This window comes from Rhodococcus sp. NPDC055024 (genome assembly GCF_053608585.1).
Map to the genome: position 1 here is coordinate 1112946 of NZ_JBSGVT010000001.1, position 21513 is coordinate 1134458.

Below are 21513 nucleotides of genomic sequence, written 5' to 3' on the forward strand. Positions count from 1 at the left end.
GTTGAAACGTCGTGGGCTGAAAATTACCGGGAGATGGTTCGACTGTCGCCGCGGAACTCGGCCACGACGGTGTCGCCACTGCGAACCGTCACGTCGTAGATCCCGCTTCGGCCCCCTCGTGCCTTCTCGGACGCGACGGCGGTCAACGTGTCGCCCAGACGTGTTGGACGGAGAAATCGAATGTCCGCGCGCGCTGCAACGGCTGAATCCTCGTAGCCGTTGCAGGCGAGCGCGAACGCGGTGTCCGCGAGCAGGAAAACATAGCCGCCATGTGTGATTCCGTGACCGTTCACCATGGTCTCACCCACAGTTACGGTCACGGTTGCGCTACCTGGTGCCAGTTCGGCAATCTCGATACCGAGCGCCCGAGACGCCTGGTCCGCGTCGAACATCTCTCTGGCGGTGATGCTTCCTGTGCTCACGAGACAACTCCTGTGGGATCGGAGAACTGCAGGGGTCTAGAGGACCGAGACAACTTCCTGGACGTACATGTCGACCGTGCCGGTGGCAAAGTTCGCGACGTCCTTTCCGGCAGCGCGCATTTCCGGTGACTTCAGACCGCTCTGCATGGTCTCGAGGTCGGGGAAGACCAGGTTGGCGACGGCGTAGAAGACGGGATCGGAGCCATCCATGGACGAGCATGTGCTGAAGGTGAAGTCCGACAACCCTGGTACCTCGCGGACGAGTGGGATGTGGATGTCGTTGTAGTACTTCTCGAAAGCCTCCGGATCGGTGGGGCGTCCGTAACACACTGCTACGCGATAGGTCATGTGCTTTCAATTCCCTTCGGGGAGAGTCTTGGCTACCAGCGTCAGGACGTCGTACGTTGCGACCGGATCGCTGTCCTGGTTCGTCACGACGGCATCCCAACGAACTTCACCGTAGTCGGCGCTGCTGCGGGGTGTGATGGTCTTGGCTGTGAGGGTGACCGTCAGGCTGTCTTCGGCTTTGACCGGGGTCAGGAAACGGAGGCTGTCCACGCCGAAGTTCGCGAGAACCGGGCCGGGAGCCGGGTCGACGAACAGGCCGGCAGCGAGCGAGACAACCAGGTATCCGTGCGCGACGATGCCACCGAAAAGTGGATTCGCGGCTGCGGCAACCGGATCGGTGTGCGCGTAGAAGGTGTCACCGGTGAACTCTGCAAAATGATCGATGTCCGCGAGCGTGACCTGGCGCGGACCGCCGACAATCGTGTCGCCGATCTTCAACTCGGCGAGGCTCTTTCGGAAAGGGTGCTCGGATCCGACGGTGCGCTGAGAACCGATGAACCAGCGCTCACCGACCGCGGTGAGTACGTCGGGTGTGCCTTGAACCGCGGTGCGCTGCATGTGGTGCAAGACTCCGCGGATGCCGCCCAACTCCTCACCTCCGCCGGCGCGGCCGGGCCCGCCGTGTACGAGAACTGGGAGGGGAGAGCCGTGACCGGTTGATTCCTTGGCGTCGTCGCGGTTCAAGACGAGAACTCGGCCGTGAAAAGCTGCCAGGCCCAGTACCAGTCGACGTGCGACGTCCGTGTCGGCAGTTACCACCGAGGCGACGAGGCTGCCCTCACCGCGGGCCGCGAGTTCGATCGCATGATCGATGCCGTTGTAACCGATGACGGTGCTGACAGGCCCGAATGCCTCCACCTCGTGCACCTCGAGTGCATTGTCCTCGGCACGCAGGAGGATCGGTGAAAGGAAGGCTCCGGACCGGGCGTCGGCACCGACCACGTCGAGGTTCTCCGGGTCTCCGAACACGATGGTCGCCGACTTCGTCAGGCCGCGAATGGATTTCAGGACTTCGTCGCGCTGTTCGATGCTGGCGAGCGCCCCCATCGTGACACCGTCGGTATCTGGGTGCCCGACGACCACTTTGCTCAGTCGCTCGGATGCGGCGTCGACGACGGCGTCGACCAGGGAGTCCGGGACCAGTGCGCGCCGGATCGCTGTGCACTTCTGGCCCGCCTTGACCGTCATCTCGGTGACGAGTTGTTTGACGTACAAATCGAATTCGGGAGTTCCGGGTACGGCGTCCTCGCCGAGGATGGACGCGTTGAGTGAATCGGCCTCGGCATTGAAGTGGACACCCTTGCCGACGACGTTCGGGTGAGCGCGCAGTGTTGCTGCGGTATCGGCGGATCCGGTGAAGGCCACCGAATCCTGTCCGCCGAGGTGATCGAGGAGTCCGCGTGCGCTACCGGAGAGCAGTTGGACGGAACCCTCGGGGAGCAAGCCTGATTCGATGATGCGCCGGAAGACGAGTTCGGTGAGATATGCCGTGGAACTGGCAGGCTTGACGATGGACGGCACACCCGCGATGAATGCCGGCGCCAGTTTCTCCAGGAACCCCCACACGGGGAAATTGAAGGCGTTGATCTGCACGGCGACACCGCGACGTGACGTATAGATGTGTTGCCCGAGGAAAGTTCCGCCCTTGCCCAGAGTTTCGACGTTGCCGTCCAGAAATACCGTGCTGTCGGGCAATTCGCGCCTAGCCTTGCTCGCGTAGCTCAGCAATGTTCCGAACCCGCCGTCGATGTCCACCCCGGAGTCTCGCGTCGTCGCCCCGGTGGCGGTGGAGAGTGTGTAGAACTCGGCCTTCCCTGCCATCAACGTGAGAGCCAGAGCCTTGAGTGCGCCGGCGCGTTCGTGGAAGGTCATCGCTGACAGTGCGGGGCCGCCGACGTCGCGTGCGTACGCAACCATCTCGGCGAGGTCGACGCCGGTGGCGGAGATCCGGGCCACCTCGGATCCGTCCACTGCACTCGGCAACGCGGAACCTGCGTCCGGTGCGGCGTACCAGCGACCGGCTACATAGCTTTCCAACAGTCTGCTCACGACATCTCCATCTCACCGTACGTTCGGTCGGTAATTACGATCGCCCGGTAACGCCGCGTTGTCAAGGATTCGGCAGAACTGCCTGAAGTCAGGCCTTGCGAAGTCCGTCGAAAGTCACGGCGACGACCGCGTCGGCTATGTCGGAGACGGACTCACCCGCTCGGGGTTTGTACCACTCGATCAGTGAGTTGACGGTGCCGAACATCAGCTTGCTGGCGAGGGCGGGTTCGATGTCCGGACGCAGGTCGCCCTCCGCTGCGGCGGACGCGACGAGGCCTCCGACGAAGTTGTCGAATTCGCGTCGGCGGGCGAGCGCGGCCCGTTCGACCGTCGTGTTGCCGCGGACGCGCAGGAGCAGGGTGACGTACGGAAGCTCTGCTACCAGCACCTCTACGCTGCGCCGGACCAGGTATTCGAGCCGGTCGATGTAGGGGCCGGTGGTGGCACCCTCTTCGGTCGTGACCGCAAACAGTGCGTTGAGCGCACGGGAAAGAGCAAGTTCGAGGAGTTCCGACTTTCCGGACACATGGTGGTAGATCGAGGACTTCGTGATGCCGAGCTTCTTGGCGAGCACCTCCATGCTGGCGCCGTCGTAGCCCTTGTCGTTGAACACCTTCACGGCCACGGCGAGGAGTGAATCGAGGTCGTAGCCGGGACGTCCGGGGAGGCCGGTGCGTCGAGTAGGGCGTGCCGTAGTCATGTCCCCATCTTCTCAGTTCGGACAAAGCTGTGCATCATCCTCGATCTCACTATTGCCAAACTACCGAATGTTCGGTTATTAATGTAGGACAGCGAGAAGGAGTGAATGTGAACACCCTGCACGTGGACGAGCGTGAGGATCGCGTCGTGGTCACCCTCGACAGGCCCGCGCAACGCAACGCGATCAACGCCGAAATGATCGACGAACTACATCAGGTTTGTCGGCACCTCGAACAGAATCCGAAGCTGCTCCTCCTTGCCGGGCGCGGAGACCACTTCGCTGGTGGTGCCGACATCGCCGAGCTCCGTGAGCGCGGGCGAGACGAAGCGTTTGCGGGTATCAACCGCACGCTGTTCGACCGCATCGGAAAGCTCCCGCTTCCCACCGTGGCCGCCGTGAGCGGGTACGCGCTCGGCGGTGGGGCCGAATTGACCTATGCCTGCGACATTCGCATCGCGACGTCGACGGCGGTCTTCGGTAATCCCGAGCCCAATCTCGGGATAATGGCGGCCGCCGGCGCGAGCTATCGGCTGCCGAAGCTCGTCGGCGTCTCGATCGCGAAGCAGGTGCTCCTCGGTGCCAGGAACCTCGACGCCGAGCAGGCGCTGCGAGCGGGGCTTGTTGTCGAGGTGACCGAACCGAAGTGTCATGTCGACGCTGCACATAAGCTGCTCGACCGTATTTCCCGACTGTCCCCGCTGGCATTGCGGCTGACGAAGATCATCGTCGACGCGCCCGGATCCCATCCGTTTGCCGACGACATCGCCCAAGCCGTCCTGTTCGAGAGTTCGGACAAGCGTGATCGCATGACGGCCTTCCTGGAGAAGAAATCATGACTGACGTAGTTGCACCGAAGGCCGTCGGCGTCATCGGCGGTGGACGCATGGGTGCGGGTATCGCCCAGGTGTTCGCCGCGCTCGGCGGGTCGGTCACCATCGCGGAGAGTGGAGACGCCGAAGCGGCGGTGCAGCGTGTGTCCACCGGCCTTGATCGAGCCCATGAGCGAGGGAAGCTCGACGGCCAGGACCCTGCGACGGTGCTGGCGCGCGTGAACGTCGTGGACGCAGTGACCTCCTTCCCGTCGTCGCTCGACCTGATCGTCGAGGCGGTCCCGGAAATTGCGGCCCTCAAGGTCGAGGTTCTCGCCGCTGCCGAAACCGTTGCGGGAGAACACACCGTGATCGCCAGCAACACCAGTTCCATGTCGATCGCCGAACTCGGCGCTGCACTGACGGACTCGGGGCGATTCATCGGTATGCACTTTTTCAATCCCGTCCCGGCGTCGCTGTTGGTCGAGATCGTTCGGGCACCTCACACCCGCCCCGAGGTGGTCGACTCGGTGCGGGCATGGGTGTCGATGCTCGGCAAAGCCGAGGTTCTCGTCAACGACTCACCTGGTTTTGCGACCAGCCGGCTTGGTGTCGGTCTCGGGCTCGAAGCCATTCGGATGCTCGAAGAGGGTGTGGCGGACGCGGAGTCGATCGACCGGGCAATGGAACTGGGGTACCGGCATCCGATGGGGCCGCTGCGTTCGACGGATCTTGTCGGGCTGGATGTTCGCCTGGCGATCGCCGAGCACCTCGCGAGCACGCTCGGTGATCGATTTGCTCCACCGGCACTGCTGCGGGAGAAGGTCGCTCGCGGCGAGTTGGGGCGCAAGAGCGGACAGGGTTTTCACACGTGGAACTGAACCGAACCGCCTGCGAAGGGAATATCGATGACTGACGTGATCCGAACGGAGATCGAGCAAGGTCTGGCGACAATCACTCTCGACCGGCCGAAGGCCGCCAATGCCGTCAACGGCGAGATGAAGGCTCAGCTGCTCGAAGCGTTGCTGCAGGTCCACGCGGACGCGGACGTGCGAGCCTTGTTGATTCTCGCCGAAGGCAAGAACTTCTGCGTCGGCCAGGATCTCGGCGAGCACGCGGCAGCTCTGAACGCTGATCCGGCGCACGCGATGGACACGGTCGAGGCGCACTACAACCCGATAGTCACGGCGCTGTCGACGCTTTCCGTTCCGGTGGTGGTGGGCATCGGCGGCGCTTGCGTCGGGGCCGGGTTGGGAATTGCGTTGGCCGGTGACATCCGGGTGGTCGGGGCTCACGCGAGCTTTGCGACTGCATTCACCGGCATCGGTTTGGCGAGTGACTCCGGGCTCAGTCATGCGCTCGTGCACGCGCTCGGACCGAGCCGCGCCAGTGGCCTGATGTTGCTCGGCGACAAGTTCGACGCGCAGAGTGCGTTGGAGTGGGGATTGGTCCATCGGGTGGTGGCCGACGAGGACGTTGCAGCCGAGGCTCGCTCGGTTGCCCGTCGACTCGCCGACGGACCCACCGCCGCCTTCGCCCACGTGAAATCACTGATCAGGGCCGCCGCTCCCGGGCTTTCCCAGGCGTTGGAGGCCGAGGCGAGTGCGCAGGTGGAGTTGGGTTCCACGGCAGATCATCAAGGCGCTGTCGCGGCGTTCCTGTCGAAGCAGAAGCCGGTTTTCGAGGGCCGCTGATTCGATTGCGCTGAAAGATTCTCTTGTGTGCTGGGACACCTCGGTGCATACTAGTTACCAACCGATCATTCGGTAATAAAAGGTAGGTACGATGACCAACGTGGAAGCTCCACAAGACCTGCAGAACTTGTTCGACGAGACGATCGCGGCAGACCAGCGCATCGAGCCTCGCGACTGGATGCCCGACGGCTACCGCAAGACTCTGATCCGTCAGGTTGCCCAGCACGCGCACTCCGAGATCATCGGGATGCAGCCCGAAGGAAACTGGCTCACCCGGGCACCGTCGCTGCGACGCAAGGCGATCCTGATGGCGAAGGTGCAGGACGAAGCCGGGCACGGTCTGTATCTCTACTCCGCGGCCGAGACGCTCGGTGCCGATCGCGGTGATCTGACCACCAAACTGATCGAGGGAAAGCAGAAGTACTCCTCGATCTTCAACTACCCGACACTGACCTACGCCGACGTAGGAGTGATCGGCTGGCTGGTCGACGGAGCCGCCATCTGCAATCAGGTTCCGCTGTGCCGCAGCTCCTTCGGGCCGTATGCACGCGCGATGATCCGTGTGTGCAAGGAGGAATCGTTTCATCAGCGGCAAGGATTCGAGTTGTTGGCGACGATGATGCGAGGCACGGACGCTCAACGCGCGATGGTGCAGGAAGCCATCGACCGATGGTGGTGGCCCGCTCTGATGATGTTCGGACCCCCGGACGACGAGTCGCCGAACACCGAACAGTCGATGAAGTGGCGCATCAAGCGACACACGAACGACGAACTGCGACAGCGATTTGTCGACATGTCGATACCGCAGGCCGAGGTACTCGGTGTGAGCTTCCCCGATCCCGATCTGCGCTGGAACCCCGAACGTGGTGCACACGATTTCGGTGAGCCGGACTGGAGTGAATTCATGGACGTGGTCCGCGGTAACGGTGCGGCTAGCGTCGAGCGGATCGCCAATCGGAAAGCTGCCCACGACAACGGGGCCTGGGTCCGTGACGCCGCCTCCGCCTTTGCACAGCGCGAGAGAATCGCGCACGATCTCACGACTGGGGAAACATCATGAGCGAAAACGATCAGGTACGGGGCGAATGGCCTTTGTACGAGGTGTTTCTGCGGGGAAAGCGCGGACTGAACCACGTGCATGTCGGGTCACTGCGTGCGGCGGACGATCAGATGGCCCTACGCCACGCGCGCGACGTTTACACCAGACGTAACGAAGGCGTGAGCATCTGGGTCGTGCCTTCCTCGAACATCGTGGCTTCGAGTCCGGCGGAGAAGGATCCGTTCTTCGCGCCGAGCGGGGACAAGGTCTACCGGCACCCGACCTTCTACGACATCCCGGACTCCGTTCCCCACATGTGAGACACCACTTCGACTTCGAGGACCAACAGATGAACGATCACGAAAGTGCCTACGACGGCCTGGTCGACGGCGACGGCCACGGTCAGTGGGCGTTCGGAACCAGCTTCGACGACCCCCTCGCCGGAGTCGACACCACGGTGCCGGATGACGTCGATCTCGGTGCTCTGGCGCGCTACTGCCTCATGCTCGGCGACGACGCGCTCGTCAGTTCGCAGCGCCTCGCCGAATGGTCGACGCGGGCACCGGAACTCGAAGAAGAGGTAGCTCTCGCCAACGTCGGCTTGGATCTGATCGGACAGGCCAGGCTGCTGCTGGCTCGCGCAGCAGCAGCCGATTCCACTGTGGTTCCGTTCATCTCGGACACGTCGCCCGTGCCGGCTGAAGATGCGCTTGCCTTCTTTCGTGATCAGTTCGGCTTCCGCAACGTGAGACTGGTGGAGCTCGCCAACGGCGACTTCGCGCACACGGTCGTTCGGCTCCTCGTGTTCTCGACCTGGCGGCTGGCGCTGTTCGATCGGCTCCGCACGTCGCGGGACCCGGTCCTCGCGGCCGTGGCGAACAAGGGCGTCAAAGAACTGACCTACCACCGCGACTACGCGGCAAGATGGGTCGTCACGTTGGGCGCCGGCACAGCAGAATCCAAGCGTCGGACCGCCGCCGCCCTGCTCGAGATCTTCCCCTTCGTGGACGAGCTCTTTGTTCCCACACCGGACGAACTCGTCTTGGCCGAAGTTGGTGTCGGAGTGGATCCGCGCACTGTTCGGCCGGAGTTCGACGCCGTACTTGCCCAGGTCCTGCACGCTGCCGAAATGGAAGAGCCCCCTGCACGTTTCTCCGGTTTCGTCGGCGGCCGCGGCGGGCGTGCCGGACTGCACACCGGGGCGCTGGGGCTGCTTCTCGCCGAAATGCAGAGCGTTGCTCGGGAGCATCCGGAAGGGGCGTGGTGACCGTGACTGCCACTACCGTCTCTTCCACTACTGTCTCTTCCGCGCAGGAGATCGTCGCTTCGGTGATGGATCCGGAGATGCCACTGTTGACCTTGGCCGATCTCGGCGTCATCCGATCGGTCGACGTCGAAGCGAACTTCGTCTGTGTGACAATCACTCCCACCTATTCCGGGTGCCCCGCCATGGCAACGATGCGAGACGACATCGAGCACAAACTGACCGACGCGGGGTACGGCAGCGTCCAGATCAAGACTCAACTGTCGCCGCCCTGGAGTTCGGATTGGATCAGCGAAGAGGGACTGGCGAAACTGCGGACGGCCGGGTACTCGGTGCCGGGGGCCGCGCCGCGTCGCACCTCCGGCCCGATCGCCTTGACCTTGACGGCCAAGCCGCGCGACATCCTGTGCCCCCAGTGCGGTTCGGCAAACACCAGACTGAGTTCGGAATTCGGTGCGACCCTGTGCAAAGCGCTCTATCGCTGCCTCGACTGCCTCGAGCCGTTCGATCACGTGAAGGAGATCTGAACAGATGAGTACCGCAACGACGAACCGGAACAAACCCTTTCACCCGTTGACGGTGGCAGATGTCGAATCACTGTGCGACGACGCAGTTGCCGTCACCTTTGACGTGCCCACCGACATCGCCGATCAGTTCGACTTCGGCGCCGGGCAGTCAGTGACACTGCGGCGGATGATCGACGGCGTCGAGCACCGTCGTTCGTACTCGATCTGTGCACCGGTAGGGGCGTCTCCCCGGGTGGGGGTCCGCGAAGTAGCGGACGGACTCTTCTCCACCTGGCTGGTGCACGACGTGAAGGCCGGGGATCAAATCGACGTGCAGGGCCCCTCGGGCAATTTTGTCGCCGATCCCGCATTGGGAGGACGACACGTTCTTATCGCAGCAGGTTCCGGCATCACGCCCATGCTGTCCATCGCTGCAACACTTTTAGCGAACCCCGAGGCCGATGTCACCCTGCTGTACGGGAACAGGCGTACGCGCTCGGTGATGTTCGCCGAAGAGATCGCCGACCTGAAGGACCGGTACGGTGCGCGTCTGGACGTCATTCACGTTCTCTCGCGCGAGCCACGGGAGGTCGAGTTGTTCTCGGGCCGTCTCGACGCCGACCGGTTGCGTGAGATCTTCACCTCTCTGGTTCCCTGCGACCAGGTCGACGGCTTCTGGTTGTGTGGCCCGTTCGGGATGGTCGATGACGCCCAGGAAGTGCTGGCCGGCTTGGGAATTGCAAAGGACCGCATTCATCACGAGCTGTTCTACGTCGACGATGTCGCGCCGCCGGTCGCCGTGCATCGTGAGCCCGGAATAGTCGGACCAGGCAGCGAAGTCACCATCACGCTCGACGGTCGATCGACCACCGCGACACTTCCGCGAGATCAGTCGATTCTCGACGCAGCGGAACAGTACCGATCGGATCTACCCTTCGCGTGCAAGGGCGGAGTCTGTGGCACCTGCCGTGCCAAGGTCACCTGCGGTGACGTCGAGATGCGAAGGAACTACGCACTCGAAGACTACGAAGTCGACGCGGGTTTCGTGCTGACCTGCCAGACCTTTCCTGTCGGTGAACAGATAACAGTCGATTTCGACGCCTGACCGCCCGCACAGCGCCCTCACTGAGCCCACCGGAGACAATCATGACCGAACTCGTCACTGCTACATCGCAAGACATCGAATTTGCCAGTCGGGACCGCATTTCGACGCTCCAACTCGAGCGGATGCAGTGGTCCCTGATGCACGCGTACACAAATGTTCCGCACTACCGCAAAGCGTTCGACGACGCCGGCGTTCACCCGAGTGACTTGAAGGACCTGAGCGATCTCGCGAAATTCCCCTTCACCACGAAAGCGGATCTGCGCGAGAACTATCCGTTCAAGATGTTTGCGGTGCCCCAGGATCAGGTCTCGCGGATTCACGCGTCGTCGGGAACCACCGGGCGCCCGACGGTGGTGGGATACACGAGCAACGACCTGAACAACTGGGCTGATCTCATCGCACGGAGCCTCTCGGCCGGCGGCGTCCGATCTTCGGACAAGGTGCACGTGGCTTACGGATACGGTCTGTTCACCGGCGGGTTGGGAGCCCACTACGGCGCGGAGCGATTGGGCTGCACGGTCATTCCCATGTCCGGTGGCATGACAGAGCGGCAGATCCAGCTGATCGAGGATTTCGAACCCGACGCCATCATGGTGACTCCGTCGTACATGCTGACCATCGTGGATGCGATGATCAAGAAGGGTATCGATCCCTCCAAAACCTCACTGCGTGTCGGTGTTTTCGGAGCGGAACCGTGGACCGAACAGATGCGGACCGAGCTGGAGCAGCAACTCGACATGCATGCCGTCGACATCTACGGACTCTCCGAGATCATGGGCCCGGGCGTGGCAATGGAATGTGTGGAAACCAAAGACGGGCTTCATATCTGGGAGGATCACTTCTACCCGGAGATCATCGATCCGATCACGGGTGAGGTGCTGCCGGACGGCGAGGAAGGTGAGCTGGTTTTCACCTCGCTTACCAAGGAAGCGCTGCCCATCATTCGTTACCGCACCAGGGATCTGACTCGACTGTTGCCCGGCACGGCGCGCTCGATGCGAAGGATGCAGAAAGTCACCGGCAGGACCGATGACATGATCATCCTGCGCGGCGTCAATCTGTTCCCCACGCAGATCGAAGAACTGATCCTGACCGTCCCCGCCCTGGCGCCCCAATTCCAGTGTGTACTGGACCGTCCGGGCCGAATGGACACCCTGACGGTTCGCGTCGAGGCCCGCCCCGATGCAGCGGTCTCGGATCACGCGGCAGCGTCTTCCGCGTTGCAGAAGCTGGTGAAGAACAAGATAGGCGTCACGGTCGAGGTGAACGTTCTCGAACCCGGCGGACTCGAACGCTCGATCGGAAAAGCGCGTCGCCTGATCGACCAGCGTCCGAAGGACTGAAGACTACTCGAGCGCCATGCGGGTGGCGAAGATTCCGAGAATGCCACCCGCAAGCCACTTCTGAGCGCGCATCCACACCGGACGTGCCATGAGGAAGGTCGACACGGCTGCCGCACTGCATACGATCAACGCGTTGACGGTGACTGCCACCAGGATCTGCACCCCGCCGAGTATCAGCGCTTGCTGCCAGACGGGGCCGGCCGAGGGATCGACGAACTGGGGGATCAGCGCCGCGTACATCAGAGCGATCTTGGGATTGAGCAGATTGGTGGTCAACCCCATCCCGAACAGACGCCCGCTGCCGTGGCGATCGACTTCGCCCACCTCGAAAGCGGACTTGCCACCCGGTCGTAGCGTCGACCAGGCGAGATAGGCGAGATACAGGGCGCCGCCGATCTTCACGGCGGTGAACACCGTGGGTACGGCGAAGAGAACCGCCGTCAACCCGGCACACGTCGCGGCGAGGTAGACCAGAAACCCGGTCGCGACGCCGCCGAGTGAGATCAATCCTGCTCGTCGGCCCTGACTGATGCTGCGGGACACCAGGTAGATCATGTTGGGGCCCGGTGTCAAAACCATCGCGAGGGCGATCAGCGCGACTCCCGTCATCGACGCTGACGTGATCATGTCGGTCTCCCACTACTCGGTCTGGTTGCTTTCTCGGCAGTTGCCCAGACGAGTACACAAGGGGTTGCGGTCGCGCGCCAAGGTCCAGTTCGCAGACAGTGGTCCGGTGTAGGGGCTCTGTGCAGAACCCCTACCTTTCTCCCGAACCCGACCATCGCGAAAGAATCTCTACTGCATTCTGTTCGGGAGTGTCTTCGGGATTGACGTCAGACATCTCGACTCAGTCTCGGTCATCCATGAGATCAAGGTCGTTCCATACCTTTTGGACCAGGCCGGCAGCGTGATTACTGTCCGCGTCGCGGAGCTCGCCAAGCACGGCCTGCACCGCAGCCACCATTGCGGTGACCGAGACCGAACCGTCGATGCCCTCGATGGGAGAGACGATCAGGTGTGTGGCGTCATCGGCCAGGCGAGATGAGCGCAGGTCGGTGAGGACGCAGACGGTGGCGCCGCGTTCGCGGCCCATGCGAGTCAGTCCGCGCAAGGTCCGGGTCAGTCGCCAGACGTTGATGACGACCAGACAGTCGGTCTCACCGAGGCTGTTGACTTCGATCGCCTGGGTCGTCGGGTGGCCGAACGAGAGCTGGATGTCGTGGCCGTAGATCGTGCCGAGCGTGCCGAGAACTTGTGCGGGTGCGGCGCCGACTCCGGAAGTGATGACGAGTGTCCGGCGGGATCGTTTTATGGCCCCCGCGATGGCCCGGATAGCCGCTAGGTTCGACTCGGTGGCGAGTGCGGCGATGTTCGCGCTGTCCTGGCGGAACAGCTGTGTGGCCTCGGTCGGCTCGGTGGTGGTGGTGCCGTTTCCCGCGGCGACTTTGCCGAGGTAAACAGCACGCAACTCCTCACGCAACTCTTGCCATCCAGCGAAGCCGAGTTGTTGTGCGGTGCGTACCACGGTCGATACATTGACGTCGGCGCGTTCGGCGACCTCGCGGGCAGAAGAGTATGTGGCGAATTGGGGCGCTCGAACCAGGACGTTGACGACTTTCTTCCCGCCGAGGCTGAGCGTATCGCGCCCGTCCCTGTCCGCCAGCCATTCCTCGATTGCCACGTCGTCTCTTCCCGTTGGAGTGGCCAACCGAGTGGAGTCATGATTCCCGGTCGGTGTGGTGCACGACGTGGAACCGGTGTGAGCGTGTGCTGTCTCCGGAGTCGAAGAACGACGCCATGCTGCGACCGAATTCCAGGCGTACCGGCGAATTCTGCCACACCGTGTAAGCCGAATCGTCGGGCCACAGTGCAGTGACAACCAAAGTGGTCGGGTTGTCCTCGGCGACCATGACTTGCGTCGACAGAGCGCCCGAGGCTTCGAGGACACCTGCCTCTCGGTAGAACGTGATCAAGTCCTCGATCCGGCCTGCGGTGGGTTGCAAGGTCAGCACTGAAAGAATCATGCATCAATTGTTGCATATCATTCGATTTGCATCTAGTGTTTGGAATCACTTCATTGGGATGGTGTCGTGGCACCTCGGGGTGTTGGTTGTCCGCGCAGTCCGACCCAACTGATTTCGGCCGCGTCGTCCGGCTGAACCTGCTCGCACACAATGCAAATCGATGCTCGGTGGTTGCGGAGTTCACCTTGGGCTCTTGCTGTGGAGTGCGTGTGGTCGCAACAGACTTCAACACACGCGGAGCTGCCGCCCAGCGTTCTTCTTCCGCATATCTCAAGAGAGGCAACACATGTCGAACACGTCCTCCCCGATCATCGCGTCCGGAACCGAAGGGAGTCTCGGCCGCGGGCCGTACAAGCGACTGGTGCTCCAGAACGTCACTGTCATCGACGGATCCGGAGCACCGCCCTACGGACCTGCCGACGTCGTAATCGAGAAGGACCAGATCCGCTCGATCAACTCCGCCGGCCGAAACACCGACATGACCCAGCACGGGCGAATTACCGACTCCTCCGCCGAGGTGCTGGACCTCAGTGGTCACTACGTCCTTCCGGGTCTCATCGACTCACACGCCCACATAGGCTTCTCGCATCAGGGGCCGGGAGCCGACTACATCTATCAACTCTGGCTCGGGCACGGAATTACCACGGTCCGTGAGCCCGGCGCGATAGTCAATGGCGTTCCGTTCACACTCGACGAAGCTGCCCGCAGCGATGCCAACGAGATCACCGCACCTCGCATCGTCACCTACGCCGCCTTCGGGGCTGGGCGCGGCGAACCGTTTCGCACCCCGAAAGACGCCGAGGAGTGGGTCTCTGCGCAAGCCGATGCCGGCGCGGCCGGAATCAAGTTCTTCGGCGCTCCACCGGAAATCTTCAAGGCAGCCATCGAGGAGGCAACGCGTCTGGGCCTGGCCACCGCGTGTCACCACGCCGTCAGTGACGTCGCCCGCGTCAACGCTCTGACTACTGCACGCTGGGGTCTCACCAGCATCGAACACGGCTACGGGCTACCGGAATCAATGTTCGCGGACCGTCGGGTTCAGCGCTTCCCCGCCTCCTACAACTACAACAACGAGCACGATCGATTCGAACAACTCGGACGGCTCTGGCACGAAGCAGCCGAACCAGGCAGCCGCGTCTGGGATGAAACCATCGACGAACTTGTCGCTCTCGGAACTGCGATGGATCCCACTCTGGTCGTCTACGTCGCCTCCCGCGACGCTGCGCGGGCCCGCGGTCGTGAGTACCACCGCGACTACACCGCCCCACAAGCCTGGCAATTCTTCCAGCCGCATCCTGAGACTCACGGCTCGTACTTCACCGACTGGGGCACCGAGGAGGAAGTCGCTTGGAAAGAGAACTACCGCCTGTGGATGACCTTCGTCCGAGACTTCTACCACCGTGGTGGTCTACTCACCGCCGGTTCTGACGCAGGCTTCATCTACAACCTGTACGGGTTCGGTCTCATCGAGGAACTGGAGCTACTGCGAGAGGCAGGACTGACGGCCCTCGAAGTGCTCCAGTGCGTCACCTCCAACGCCGCAACCCTTTTGGGACGAAATGATCTCGGGATCGTCGAGCCGGCGAAGCGCGCCGACCTGCTCGTCACCGCCGAAAATCCTCTTGCCAACCTCAAGACTCTCTACGGTCACGGTCACCTGCGCCGTCAACCCGACGGCACCATGGCTCGCGTCGGCGGGGTTCGCTACACGATCAAGGACGGCATCGTCTTCGACGCTGCAAGCTTGCGGGCCAACGTCCGCGACATGGTGGCCACTGAGCGCGAACGCCTGGGAGTCGATGCGCCCTACACCCCCTGACGCAAGTCTCGAGTGTAGGGAATCGCCGCTCAGGTATTGGCCCAGCTGTCCGGTCCGAAGACCTCGTAGTGGATATTCTGTGCCGGCACATCCCGTTCGAGCAACGATGCGCGCATCGCCAACATGAACGGCATCGGCCCGCACAGGAAGGCCTGGGTATCCGGCTCCACTGCGATGTCTTCCAGATTCGCTCGTCCTTCGTGAACCGATCCGAACGCAACGTGCGTGCCGAGATCTTCGTACCAGCGGTGCAAGGTTGCGGCGGGAATCTTTTCGACGAGCGTGCTGAGTTCTGCTCGGTGAGCATGATCGGCGATGGATCGGTCAGCATGAATAACGGAGACGGAACGCTGTGCACCGGTGTCCGCAAGATGATTGAGCATGCCGATCATCGGTGTGCAACCGATTCCGGCCGACGCGAGGAGCAGTGGTGAGTCGTCGTCGGGCATGGTGAGATCACCGAACGGTGTGGTGACGGAGAGCTCTTGTCCTTCGAATACATTGTTGTAGAGGAAGTTCGACACCTCGCCGTCGGGAGTTCCCGAGATTCGCTTCACACTGATCCGCCAGTCAGCGCTGCTCGGCACCGAACACAAGCTGTACTGACGAATCTGGCGAGCGCCGTCTGGAAGCACCACGCCGACCGAAAGGTACTGTCCGGGAGCGAAGGTGGGCAGTGCGCTGTCGTCGAGCGAGGTGAGTGTCAGTGAGACGGTGTCGGCGGATTGCAGGACGCGCTCACTGATTCTGACAGTTCGCCACACGTCACCGGTCTCGACTCCGGCGAGCTGGTAGAGGCCCCGTTCCATCGTGATGAGAGTTTCGGCCATCAGCCAGTAGACCTCGTCCCATGCTGCCGCGACCTCGGGAGTGACTGCATCGCCGAGTATTTCGACGATTGCGGCGAAGAGGTGTTCGTGGACGATCGCATACTGGTCAGGGGTGATGCCCAACGACGCGTGCTTGTGAGCGATACGAGAAAGGATGAGATCAACCTTGGCACTGTCGGGTTCGAGCTGCAGTGTTGCGAATGCCGCGATGGCGCCGGCAAGTGCTTTCTGCTGTTCACCCTGCTTCTGATTGCCTCGATTGAAGAGATCGCGTTCGAGTTCGGGATGTGCGTCGAACATCTTGCGGTAGAACAGGGTTGTGATATCGCCGATGGCAGCGCCGACCACGGGAAGGGTGGCGCGAATGACCTCGGTTGACTGTGGGGAAAGCATGAGCTGCTCCGTTCGGTCGAAATTAGGTTGATCAGCCTGCTTCGTCGCTCCGAGTGGTGAGGCGAAGCAGGACAGTTTTGGACGGCTGACGGATGACGTCTTCGATCGTGACCGCGTCGAGCGAAACGAAGAACGCTTCCTGAGCGTCGCGCAACGCACTTCGAAGGAGGCAACCGCCGCGCAGTGGGCACGGCTTGTCGCCCTCGCAGTCGACGACCTCGCCGGGCCCTTCGAGGCGTCGGGCCAGCCAGCCGATGGTGGCGGTGCGGCCGAGTTCGGTGATGGAAAGTCCACCGCCGCGGCCGCGCCTGGTTGTGACGATGCCCAACTCGCCGAGCCGTGTAACCACCTTGGTGGCATGGGAGTACGACACGTTGAGCTGCTGCGCAACATCCCGGGTACTGGGGGAGGCGTCCGCGTCGAGTACGGCCAACCGCATGACGACGCGCAATCCCAGATCGGTGAACTGCGTCAGTTGCATGACTTGAACCTACATAATTCGCATCTGAGATGACTATTTATGTGAGGGGGATCTCGAGGTGTCCCAACCGGAGCGAACGGTACGTTTGGCGCCGTCAGTGCGCTGAAAGTGCCGTTCGCTCACAACCGGGTGGCCGAACCCCCGGCGACGGCGGTGAGAAAGTGGGGCGCTCGCCAGCCTCGCGCTGCAAATTCACGGCCCACCGACGCAGTGACCTCCGCTCCCCTTCCTACCGGAACCAATGCGATGGCCGAACCTCCGAAGCCGCCACCGGTCATCCGGGCGCCGATCGCACCGCCGCGTCGTGCTGCGGCAACGGCGACGTCGAGTTCTTCGCACGAGACCTCGAAGTCGTCACGCAACGACGCGTGGGATTTGTCGAACAGCGTTCCGACATCACTGAATCTGCTGTTGCGTAGGAGTTCTGCTGCTTGCCGTGTTCGGGTGATCTCGGCCACGACGTGCCGCGCCCGTGTCCGGAGAATCGGATCTGACAACGATTCGGCCTGTTCTGCAGTTGCTTCTCGCAAACTGTCGACGCCGAGAGCCTTTGCGGCGTCGACACATTGGGATCGGCGCAACCCGTACTGTCCGTCCGCGAGTGAGTGTTTGACCCGGGTGTCGACGACGATCAGTTCGAAGCCGGCATTGTGGAGATCGAATGGAATGGGTTCGGTGGATCCGTCCTGGCAGTCCAGCAGCAACGCAGTCGAGGGTCTGGCAAAGAGGGCGATCGTTTGGTCCATCCCGCCGGTCGGTGCGCCGACGCCCTCGTTCTCCGCTCGGATGCACATCTTCACCAGCTGATCTCGGCTGAACGGCGAACCGTGAAGATCGTTGACGGCCAACGCAACAGAGCAGGTGAGGGCGGCGGAGCTCGACAGCCCGGCCCCGACCGGTACCGACGAGTCGACCGCCAGATCGATTCCCTCGAGGGGAAGACCTTCGCGCGCCAGCGACCACACCACCGCCGTGGGGTAGGCGGCCCATCCTGCTGCGATGTCGCCGACGGACCCGGAATATGTCTCGTCGGATTGCCGACTGTGAACGCGCACAGTCCTGTCACTGCGCAGCGCGGCGGCGACCAGTGTTCGCTGCTCGAGAGCGACGGGCAAGCACAACCCGTTGTTGTAGTCGGTATGTTCGCCGATGAGATTGACTCGACCGGGCGCTGCCCAGACACCGGTTGCCGGATATCCGTAGGTGTCGTGGAACTGTTGGAGCACAGTTTCTTTCGAGACAGGATCCACTATTTCAACTCCCGCAGGCGGGCCGCGACTGCCTCGGGAAGTGTGTCGTTCACCCAGGCGCCCATTGCGGACTCGGACCCGGCGAGGTATTTGAGTTTGCCGGGTGCACGCAAGATCGAGAACAGTTGAAGATGCAGGCGACCCAGCGCGCGGTCCACGCGCACCGGGGCTTGGTGCCAGGCCGCGATGTACGGCACTCGGTCGACGCCCGGATAGAAGCGGTCGACACGGCGTAGGAGATCTTGGTAGACCACCGCAAGCTCCTCGCGCTCTTCGTCGTTCAGTGACGGAAGGTCCGGGATGTCGCGGTGCGGCGCAAGGTGAATCTCGATGGGCCATCGTGCAGCAGTCGGAACGTAGGCGCTCCAGTGGTCGCCGTCGTAGATCAACCGTGACTCGTCTTTGCGCTCGAATGCCAGAACGTCGGCGAGTAGTGAGCGACCGGTGCGCTCGAAGTGCTTGCCCGCTTGCGTCAGCATCGATCGGGTGCGTGGCGTGAGAAAGGGGTATGCGTAGATCTGTCCGTGCGGATGGGTGAGTGTCACCCCGATCTCTTCGCCCCGATTCTCGAAGCAGAACACCTGTTCCACATCTGGATCCGCCGACAACTCTTCGGTCCGAGAAATCCAGGCACCGACAATCGTGCGCATGCGTTCGAGCGGAAGTTCGGCGACGGACGCCGTGTGATCGCTCGAGAAACACATCACCTCGCAGTGGCCGACAGCTGGGCGATCGCTCGGGTCGTCTCCTGGACTGTGGGCGGCATCGCCGGGCGCCGACGCAAAACTCGGAAACCGATTCTCGAACACCGCGACGTCGTAGTTCGATTCGGGTATCTCTGTGGGCGTGCGTGTTTCGTTGGTCGGGCACAGCGGGCAATCGGCGGCCGAGGGGAGGTGGGTCCGCGTCATACGATGTGAGGCCATGGTGATCCACTCGCCGGTGAGGACGTCGAACCTCATCCGAGAAGAGTGGTCGAGCGCCGGCAATTCGCGTGAATCTCGCGCAGTGCGGGCACGGAAACGGCCGGCGTCGTCGAAGTAGAAGATCTGGCGACCGTCGGCGAGGATGCGGCGGGTCGGGTTGCGCTCTGACGTCATGCGTCGACTTCCCATTCCAGAACACCCTTGCTGACAACGGGTTTCCACACTCCTATCGTGGAACCTGTTTCCAGCGCAGTGGCGTGGGCGGCCAACATGACCGAGATGGATGCCCAGATCGGGCCGCCGTTGTCGGTGGCATCCGACGCATACTCGGTCACACAATGATGAAGCGCACCGCTGCGTGTGTCCACGAAGTAGTGGTACTCGTCCAGTCCGGCAAAGGGAACGAACGAGGGGATGAACATGGTTGCGGCAGTGCCTGCGTCGCGTTGATCGTGTCTATCCATCTCGTCCTCGGCATAGAGGTCCGGATTCTCGTAGATCGTCTCGTCCCACGTTTCGAGGAGGGTGAGGCGAACTTCGGTGGTGACGTCGATGGGGTAGAAGAACTTGTCGGGAAGCACGCTGCCGAGAAAGAGCCCCGTTCGGTCGTCGTGAGTCAGGCTGCCGTTGTGCACCCGATACAGGTCGCGAAGTTCCTCGGGCCACGTGACGCCGGTCGACGCTTCGAATTCCTCGATGACGGTGTCACCGAGTCCTGGTTGAAACGCTGCAGCCGTCACCGGCGCGTGTGTACGGCACCACGCTTCGATTCGGCTCCATTCGTTTGCAACGCTCATGGGCCTTACGATACGTCCGAGTCAGGACCCGTGAATCAGGTACTGCAGCGTGTTCACCAGCTTTCGGTCCGAAGCCTCCGACTTTCGACCGGCAATGCCTGAACGAAGAACGGCGGAACCCTCGAGCAGACTCACGATGGTTTGCGCCGTTGCACCAAGGCCCGCAGCATCCAGATCCGGTTGTGCACACGCAACAGCGCGCTCGACGTGTGCGATGTACTGCGCGTAGAAGTCTCGAACCACCACCGCCACTTCCTCGTCTGCCGCAGCAATCGCCCACACTTCGACGTACAGACGCACGGTGGCCTGGTCATCCTGTTCTCCGAGCAGGACTGCGATGAAGTGCTCGGACTCCTCGCGAGAAAGGCTCTGATCCGTGTCTGTGATGGCAGCGAGGCGATCCAGTGAGCGAGTCAATGCACGTGACATCACCGCGCGGATCAGGTCTGCACGGGTGGGGTAGTAGTGCTGCAGATGCCCCACCCGCACTCCGGCAGCGGCCGCGAAATCGCGCATTGCCGAGTTGGCATTGCCCTGCGTGGTGAGGACCTGTTCTGCTGCGTCGAGAAGTGCTGCCGCGCGGGCGGCACCCTTGGAAGGGGTCATGCCCGCAATACTGCCACCCCGAAGTTCTCCAACTCGGAGACGGTGCTGCACGGATTCGGAAGCGACTCGGGGAAAGTAACTCCCGGCTGAGCATCGTCGGCCAAAGCATGTCTGACGGCCATCGCGCCGCCCACCGCAGTGAGGTGGGCTTGACCTCGAGGATCGACGATCGTTGCGCTTGCCGCGGCGTCCGGGCCGGTGACATCGATGCGTACTTGCGCGCTCCCGCCCTTGCCGGGCGAGTACAGGAGTCCGCGTCGTAGCGGCGTGAAGCGGTCACCGCGACCCCAACGGAACAGGCCCACCTTCTTGGCGGCGAGCAGGGCAGTTGTGGATGCATTCGAGCTGAAACCGATTCGAGTACTGGCAGTTTCGGCGCCGAGGGTCATGGGAAACGTGAATTGTTCCGGAGTGTCGATTCTTCCGACCTTGGTGCGCGATCCGGGAAAGTCGATCCAGCGTGTATCCGTCAACGGGCTGACGGTGATCGGGTTGCCTTGCTGCATCACCTCGAAATCCTGGCCGAGACGATCGATGAAGTCGACGGAGTCGAGCCCGGCAATGTCGTTGACGTCGTAGCGAATCGAGACGTCGATCGCGGTTGCGCCGCCCAGTTCCTCGGCCAACGCTGCGGCGACGACGTTGGTGACTCCGCCCATCCAGCCGGACGAGAGGTACACCGGTGCGCTCGGCGACATCTGACCCGCCAGAGTTGCGGCGCGGGCGACGCGGGTTGTCCAGCGAGTGATGTCGACGTAGGGGATCCCGGCCTCGACGGCAGCGGACAGCACACGATCGTGGGGATCGTTGACCGTCGACACGACCGCGCGTACCGACGCGTCGAAAGGCGTCGGGTCGAGGAGGTCCCAGCGGCGGACGGTGGCACCGTGACGGCGCGCCAGTTCGTTGCCGCGCTCGGGGGTACGCCCGGTGAGGAGCAGTGGGAAGTCGGGGGCGAGCAGGGCGGTCAGGGCGCTGCCCACGGTTCCGTATCCGCCGGCCACGAGGATCGGGCCGTCGGCTGAATACTGCAAGGAATCTTTCATGCTCTCAACTCTAGGTCAAATGACCTAAAACGTCGAGCGACGTCTTTCAAGTGCTCAGTCCC

At 62.6% G+C, this 21513-nt stretch carries 24 protein-coding genes; 10 read left to right on the forward strand and 14 right to left on the reverse strand.

Annotated features, from left to right (window positions below):
• Positions 1–23 precede the first annotated feature (23 nt).
• From paaI to ACWF6P_RS05080, 4 genes are all read right to left on the reverse strand, one after another.
• Positions 24–392 carry a hydroxyphenylacetyl-CoA thioesterase PaaI gene (gene paaI, locus ACWF6P_RS05065; RefSeq protein WP_452620443.1) on the reverse strand — a complete coding sequence of 123 codons (369 nt, stop codon included), beginning with the start codon at positions 390–392 and terminating at the stop codon, positions 24–26.
• Between the two features lie 66 nt (positions 393–458).
• On the reverse strand, positions 459–770 hold the full coding sequence (locus ACWF6P_RS05070) for an EthD family reductase (protein ID WP_452620232.1): 312 nt from the start codon (positions 768–770) through the stop codon (positions 459–461).
• Between the two features lie 6 nt (positions 771–776).
• Positions 777–2819 (reverse strand): phenylacetic acid degradation bifunctional protein PaaZ, encoded by a 2043-nt coding sequence (gene paaZ, locus ACWF6P_RS05075; RefSeq protein WP_452620233.1) that lies wholly within the window; start codon positions 2817–2819, stop codon positions 777–779.
• A gap of 88 nt (positions 2820–2907) precedes the next feature.
• Positions 2908–3519, reverse strand: a complete 612-nt coding sequence (locus ACWF6P_RS05080) for a TetR/AcrR family transcriptional regulator (protein ID WP_007730612.1) — start codon at positions 3517–3519, stop codon at positions 2908–2910.
• A 107-nt stretch (positions 3520–3626) separates the two neighbouring features.
• On the opposite strand from ACWF6P_RS05080, the gene ACWF6P_RS05085 reads away from it, so the two are divergent.
• The 9 genes from ACWF6P_RS05085 (at position 3627) to paaK (ending at position 11279) form a co-directional block, all read left to right on the forward strand.
• Positions 3627–4355, forward strand: coding sequence for an enoyl-CoA hydratase/isomerase family protein (locus tag ACWF6P_RS05085; RefSeq protein ID WP_452620234.1), 729 nt, complete (start codon positions 3627–3629; stop codon positions 4353–4355).
• Positions 4352–5209, forward strand: coding sequence for a 3-hydroxyacyl-CoA dehydrogenase family protein (locus tag ACWF6P_RS05090; protein WP_452620235.1), 858 nt, complete (start codon positions 4352–4354; stop codon positions 5207–5209). The genes ACWF6P_RS05085 and ACWF6P_RS05090 overlap by 4 nt, the downstream gene beginning before the upstream one ends.
• Positions 5210–5236: 27 nt before the next feature.
• Positions 5237–6022, forward strand: coding sequence for an enoyl-CoA hydratase-related protein (locus ACWF6P_RS05095; protein WP_452620236.1), 786 nt, complete (start codon positions 5237–5239; stop codon positions 6020–6022).
• A gap of 91 nt (positions 6023–6113) precedes the next feature.
• On the forward strand, positions 6114–7082 hold the full coding sequence (gene paaA / locus ACWF6P_RS05100; RefSeq protein WP_452620237.1) for a 1,2-phenylacetyl-CoA epoxidase subunit PaaA: 969 nt from the start codon (positions 6114–6116) through the stop codon (positions 7080–7082).
• Positions 7079–7381, forward strand: a complete 303-nt coding sequence (gene paaB / locus ACWF6P_RS05105; RefSeq protein WP_378530765.1) for a 1,2-phenylacetyl-CoA epoxidase subunit PaaB — start codon at positions 7079–7081, stop codon at positions 7379–7381. Before paaA ends, paaB begins: the two co-directional genes overlap by 4 nt.
• Before the next feature lie 29 nt (positions 7382–7410).
• Complete coding sequence (gene paaC / locus ACWF6P_RS05110) at positions 7411–8328, forward strand: 1,2-phenylacetyl-CoA epoxidase subunit PaaC (RefSeq protein WP_452620238.1); 918 nt, start codon at positions 7411–7413, stop codon at positions 8326–8328.
• Between the two features lie 65 nt (positions 8329–8393).
• Entirely contained in the window at positions 8394–8852 is a 459-nt protein-coding gene (gene paaD, locus ACWF6P_RS05115; RefSeq protein WP_069145762.1) for a 1,2-phenylacetyl-CoA epoxidase subunit PaaD, read from the forward strand.
• 4 nt (positions 8853–8856) lie between these two features.
• The gene (gene paaE, locus ACWF6P_RS05120) at positions 8857–9936 is read left to right on the forward strand and encodes a 1,2-phenylacetyl-CoA epoxidase subunit PaaE (protein WP_452620239.1); all 1080 of its coding nucleotides are present in this window, start codon (positions 8857–8859) and stop codon (positions 9934–9936) included.
• A gap of 41 nt (positions 9937–9977) precedes the next feature.
• Positions 9978–11279: a phenylacetate--CoA ligase PaaK gene (gene paaK, locus ACWF6P_RS05125; RefSeq protein ID WP_378541898.1), complete on the forward strand. Its 1302-nt coding sequence runs from the start codon at positions 9978–9980 to the stop codon at positions 11277–11279.
• Between the two features lie 3 nt (positions 11280–11282).
• Here paaK and ACWF6P_RS05130 read toward each other — a convergent pair whose 3' ends face one another.
• The 3 genes from ACWF6P_RS05130 to ACWF6P_RS05140 form a co-directional block, all read right to left on the reverse strand.
• Positions 11283–11906, reverse strand: coding sequence for a LysE family translocator (locus ACWF6P_RS05130; RefSeq protein ID WP_378530774.1), 624 nt, complete (start codon positions 11904–11906; stop codon positions 11283–11285).
• Positions 11907–12126: 220 nt separating this feature from the next.
• On the reverse strand, positions 12127–12960 hold the full coding sequence (locus ACWF6P_RS05135; RefSeq protein WP_378628120.1) for a MurR/RpiR family transcriptional regulator: 834 nt from the start codon (positions 12958–12960) through the stop codon (positions 12127–12129).
• A gap of 37 nt (positions 12961–12997) precedes the next feature.
• A complete protein-coding gene (locus ACWF6P_RS05140) occupies positions 12998–13303 on the reverse strand; it encodes a putative quinol monooxygenase (RefSeq protein ID WP_452620240.1) in 306 nt (101 codons plus the stop codon).
• 286 nt (positions 13304–13589) lie between these two features.
• On the opposite strand from ACWF6P_RS05140, the gene ACWF6P_RS05145 reads away from it, so the two are divergent.
• Entirely contained in the window at positions 13590–15122 is a 1533-nt protein-coding gene (locus ACWF6P_RS05145) for an amidohydrolase family protein (protein ID WP_452620241.1), read from the forward strand.
• A 29-nt stretch (positions 15123–15151) separates the two neighbouring features.
• On the opposite strand, the gene ACWF6P_RS05150 is transcribed toward ACWF6P_RS05145, so the two are convergent.
• From ACWF6P_RS05150 to ACWF6P_RS05180, 7 genes are all read right to left on the reverse strand, one after another.
• Entirely contained in the window at positions 15152–16345 is a 1194-nt protein-coding gene (locus tag ACWF6P_RS05150) for a globin domain-containing protein (RefSeq protein WP_378530783.1), read from the reverse strand.
• Between the two features lie 31 nt (positions 16346–16376).
• On the reverse strand, positions 16377–16826 hold the full coding sequence (locus tag ACWF6P_RS05155) for an RrF2 family transcriptional regulator (RefSeq protein WP_042446409.1): 450 nt from the start codon (positions 16824–16826) through the stop codon (positions 16377–16379).
• Positions 16827–16945: 119 nt separating this feature from the next.
• Positions 16946–18076: a galactokinase gene (galK, locus tag ACWF6P_RS05160; RefSeq protein WP_452620242.1), complete on the reverse strand. Its 1131-nt coding sequence runs from the start codon at positions 18074–18076 to the stop codon at positions 16946–16948.
• Complete coding sequence (galT, locus tag ACWF6P_RS05165; RefSeq protein ID WP_452620243.1) at positions 18076–19176, reverse strand: galactose-1-phosphate uridylyltransferase; 1101 nt, start codon at positions 19174–19176, stop codon at positions 18076–18078. Before galT ends, galK begins: the two co-directional genes overlap by 1 nt.
• A complete protein-coding gene (locus tag ACWF6P_RS05170) occupies positions 19173–19799 on the reverse strand; it encodes an SMI1/KNR4 family protein (RefSeq protein WP_452620244.1) in 627 nt (208 codons plus the stop codon). Before ACWF6P_RS05170 ends, galT begins: the two co-directional genes overlap by 4 nt.
• Positions 19800–19820: 21 nt before the next feature.
• The gene (locus tag ACWF6P_RS05175; protein WP_378530791.1) at positions 19821–20405 is read right to left on the reverse strand and encodes a TetR family transcriptional regulator; all 585 of its coding nucleotides are present in this window, start codon (positions 20403–20405) and stop codon (positions 19821–19823) included.
• The gene (locus ACWF6P_RS05180) at positions 20402–21451 is read right to left on the reverse strand and encodes a saccharopine dehydrogenase family protein (RefSeq protein ID WP_452620245.1); all 1050 of its coding nucleotides are present in this window, start codon (positions 21449–21451) and stop codon (positions 20402–20404) included. Before ACWF6P_RS05180 ends, ACWF6P_RS05175 begins: the two co-directional genes overlap by 4 nt.
• Between the last annotated feature and the right edge of the window lie 62 nt (positions 21452–21513).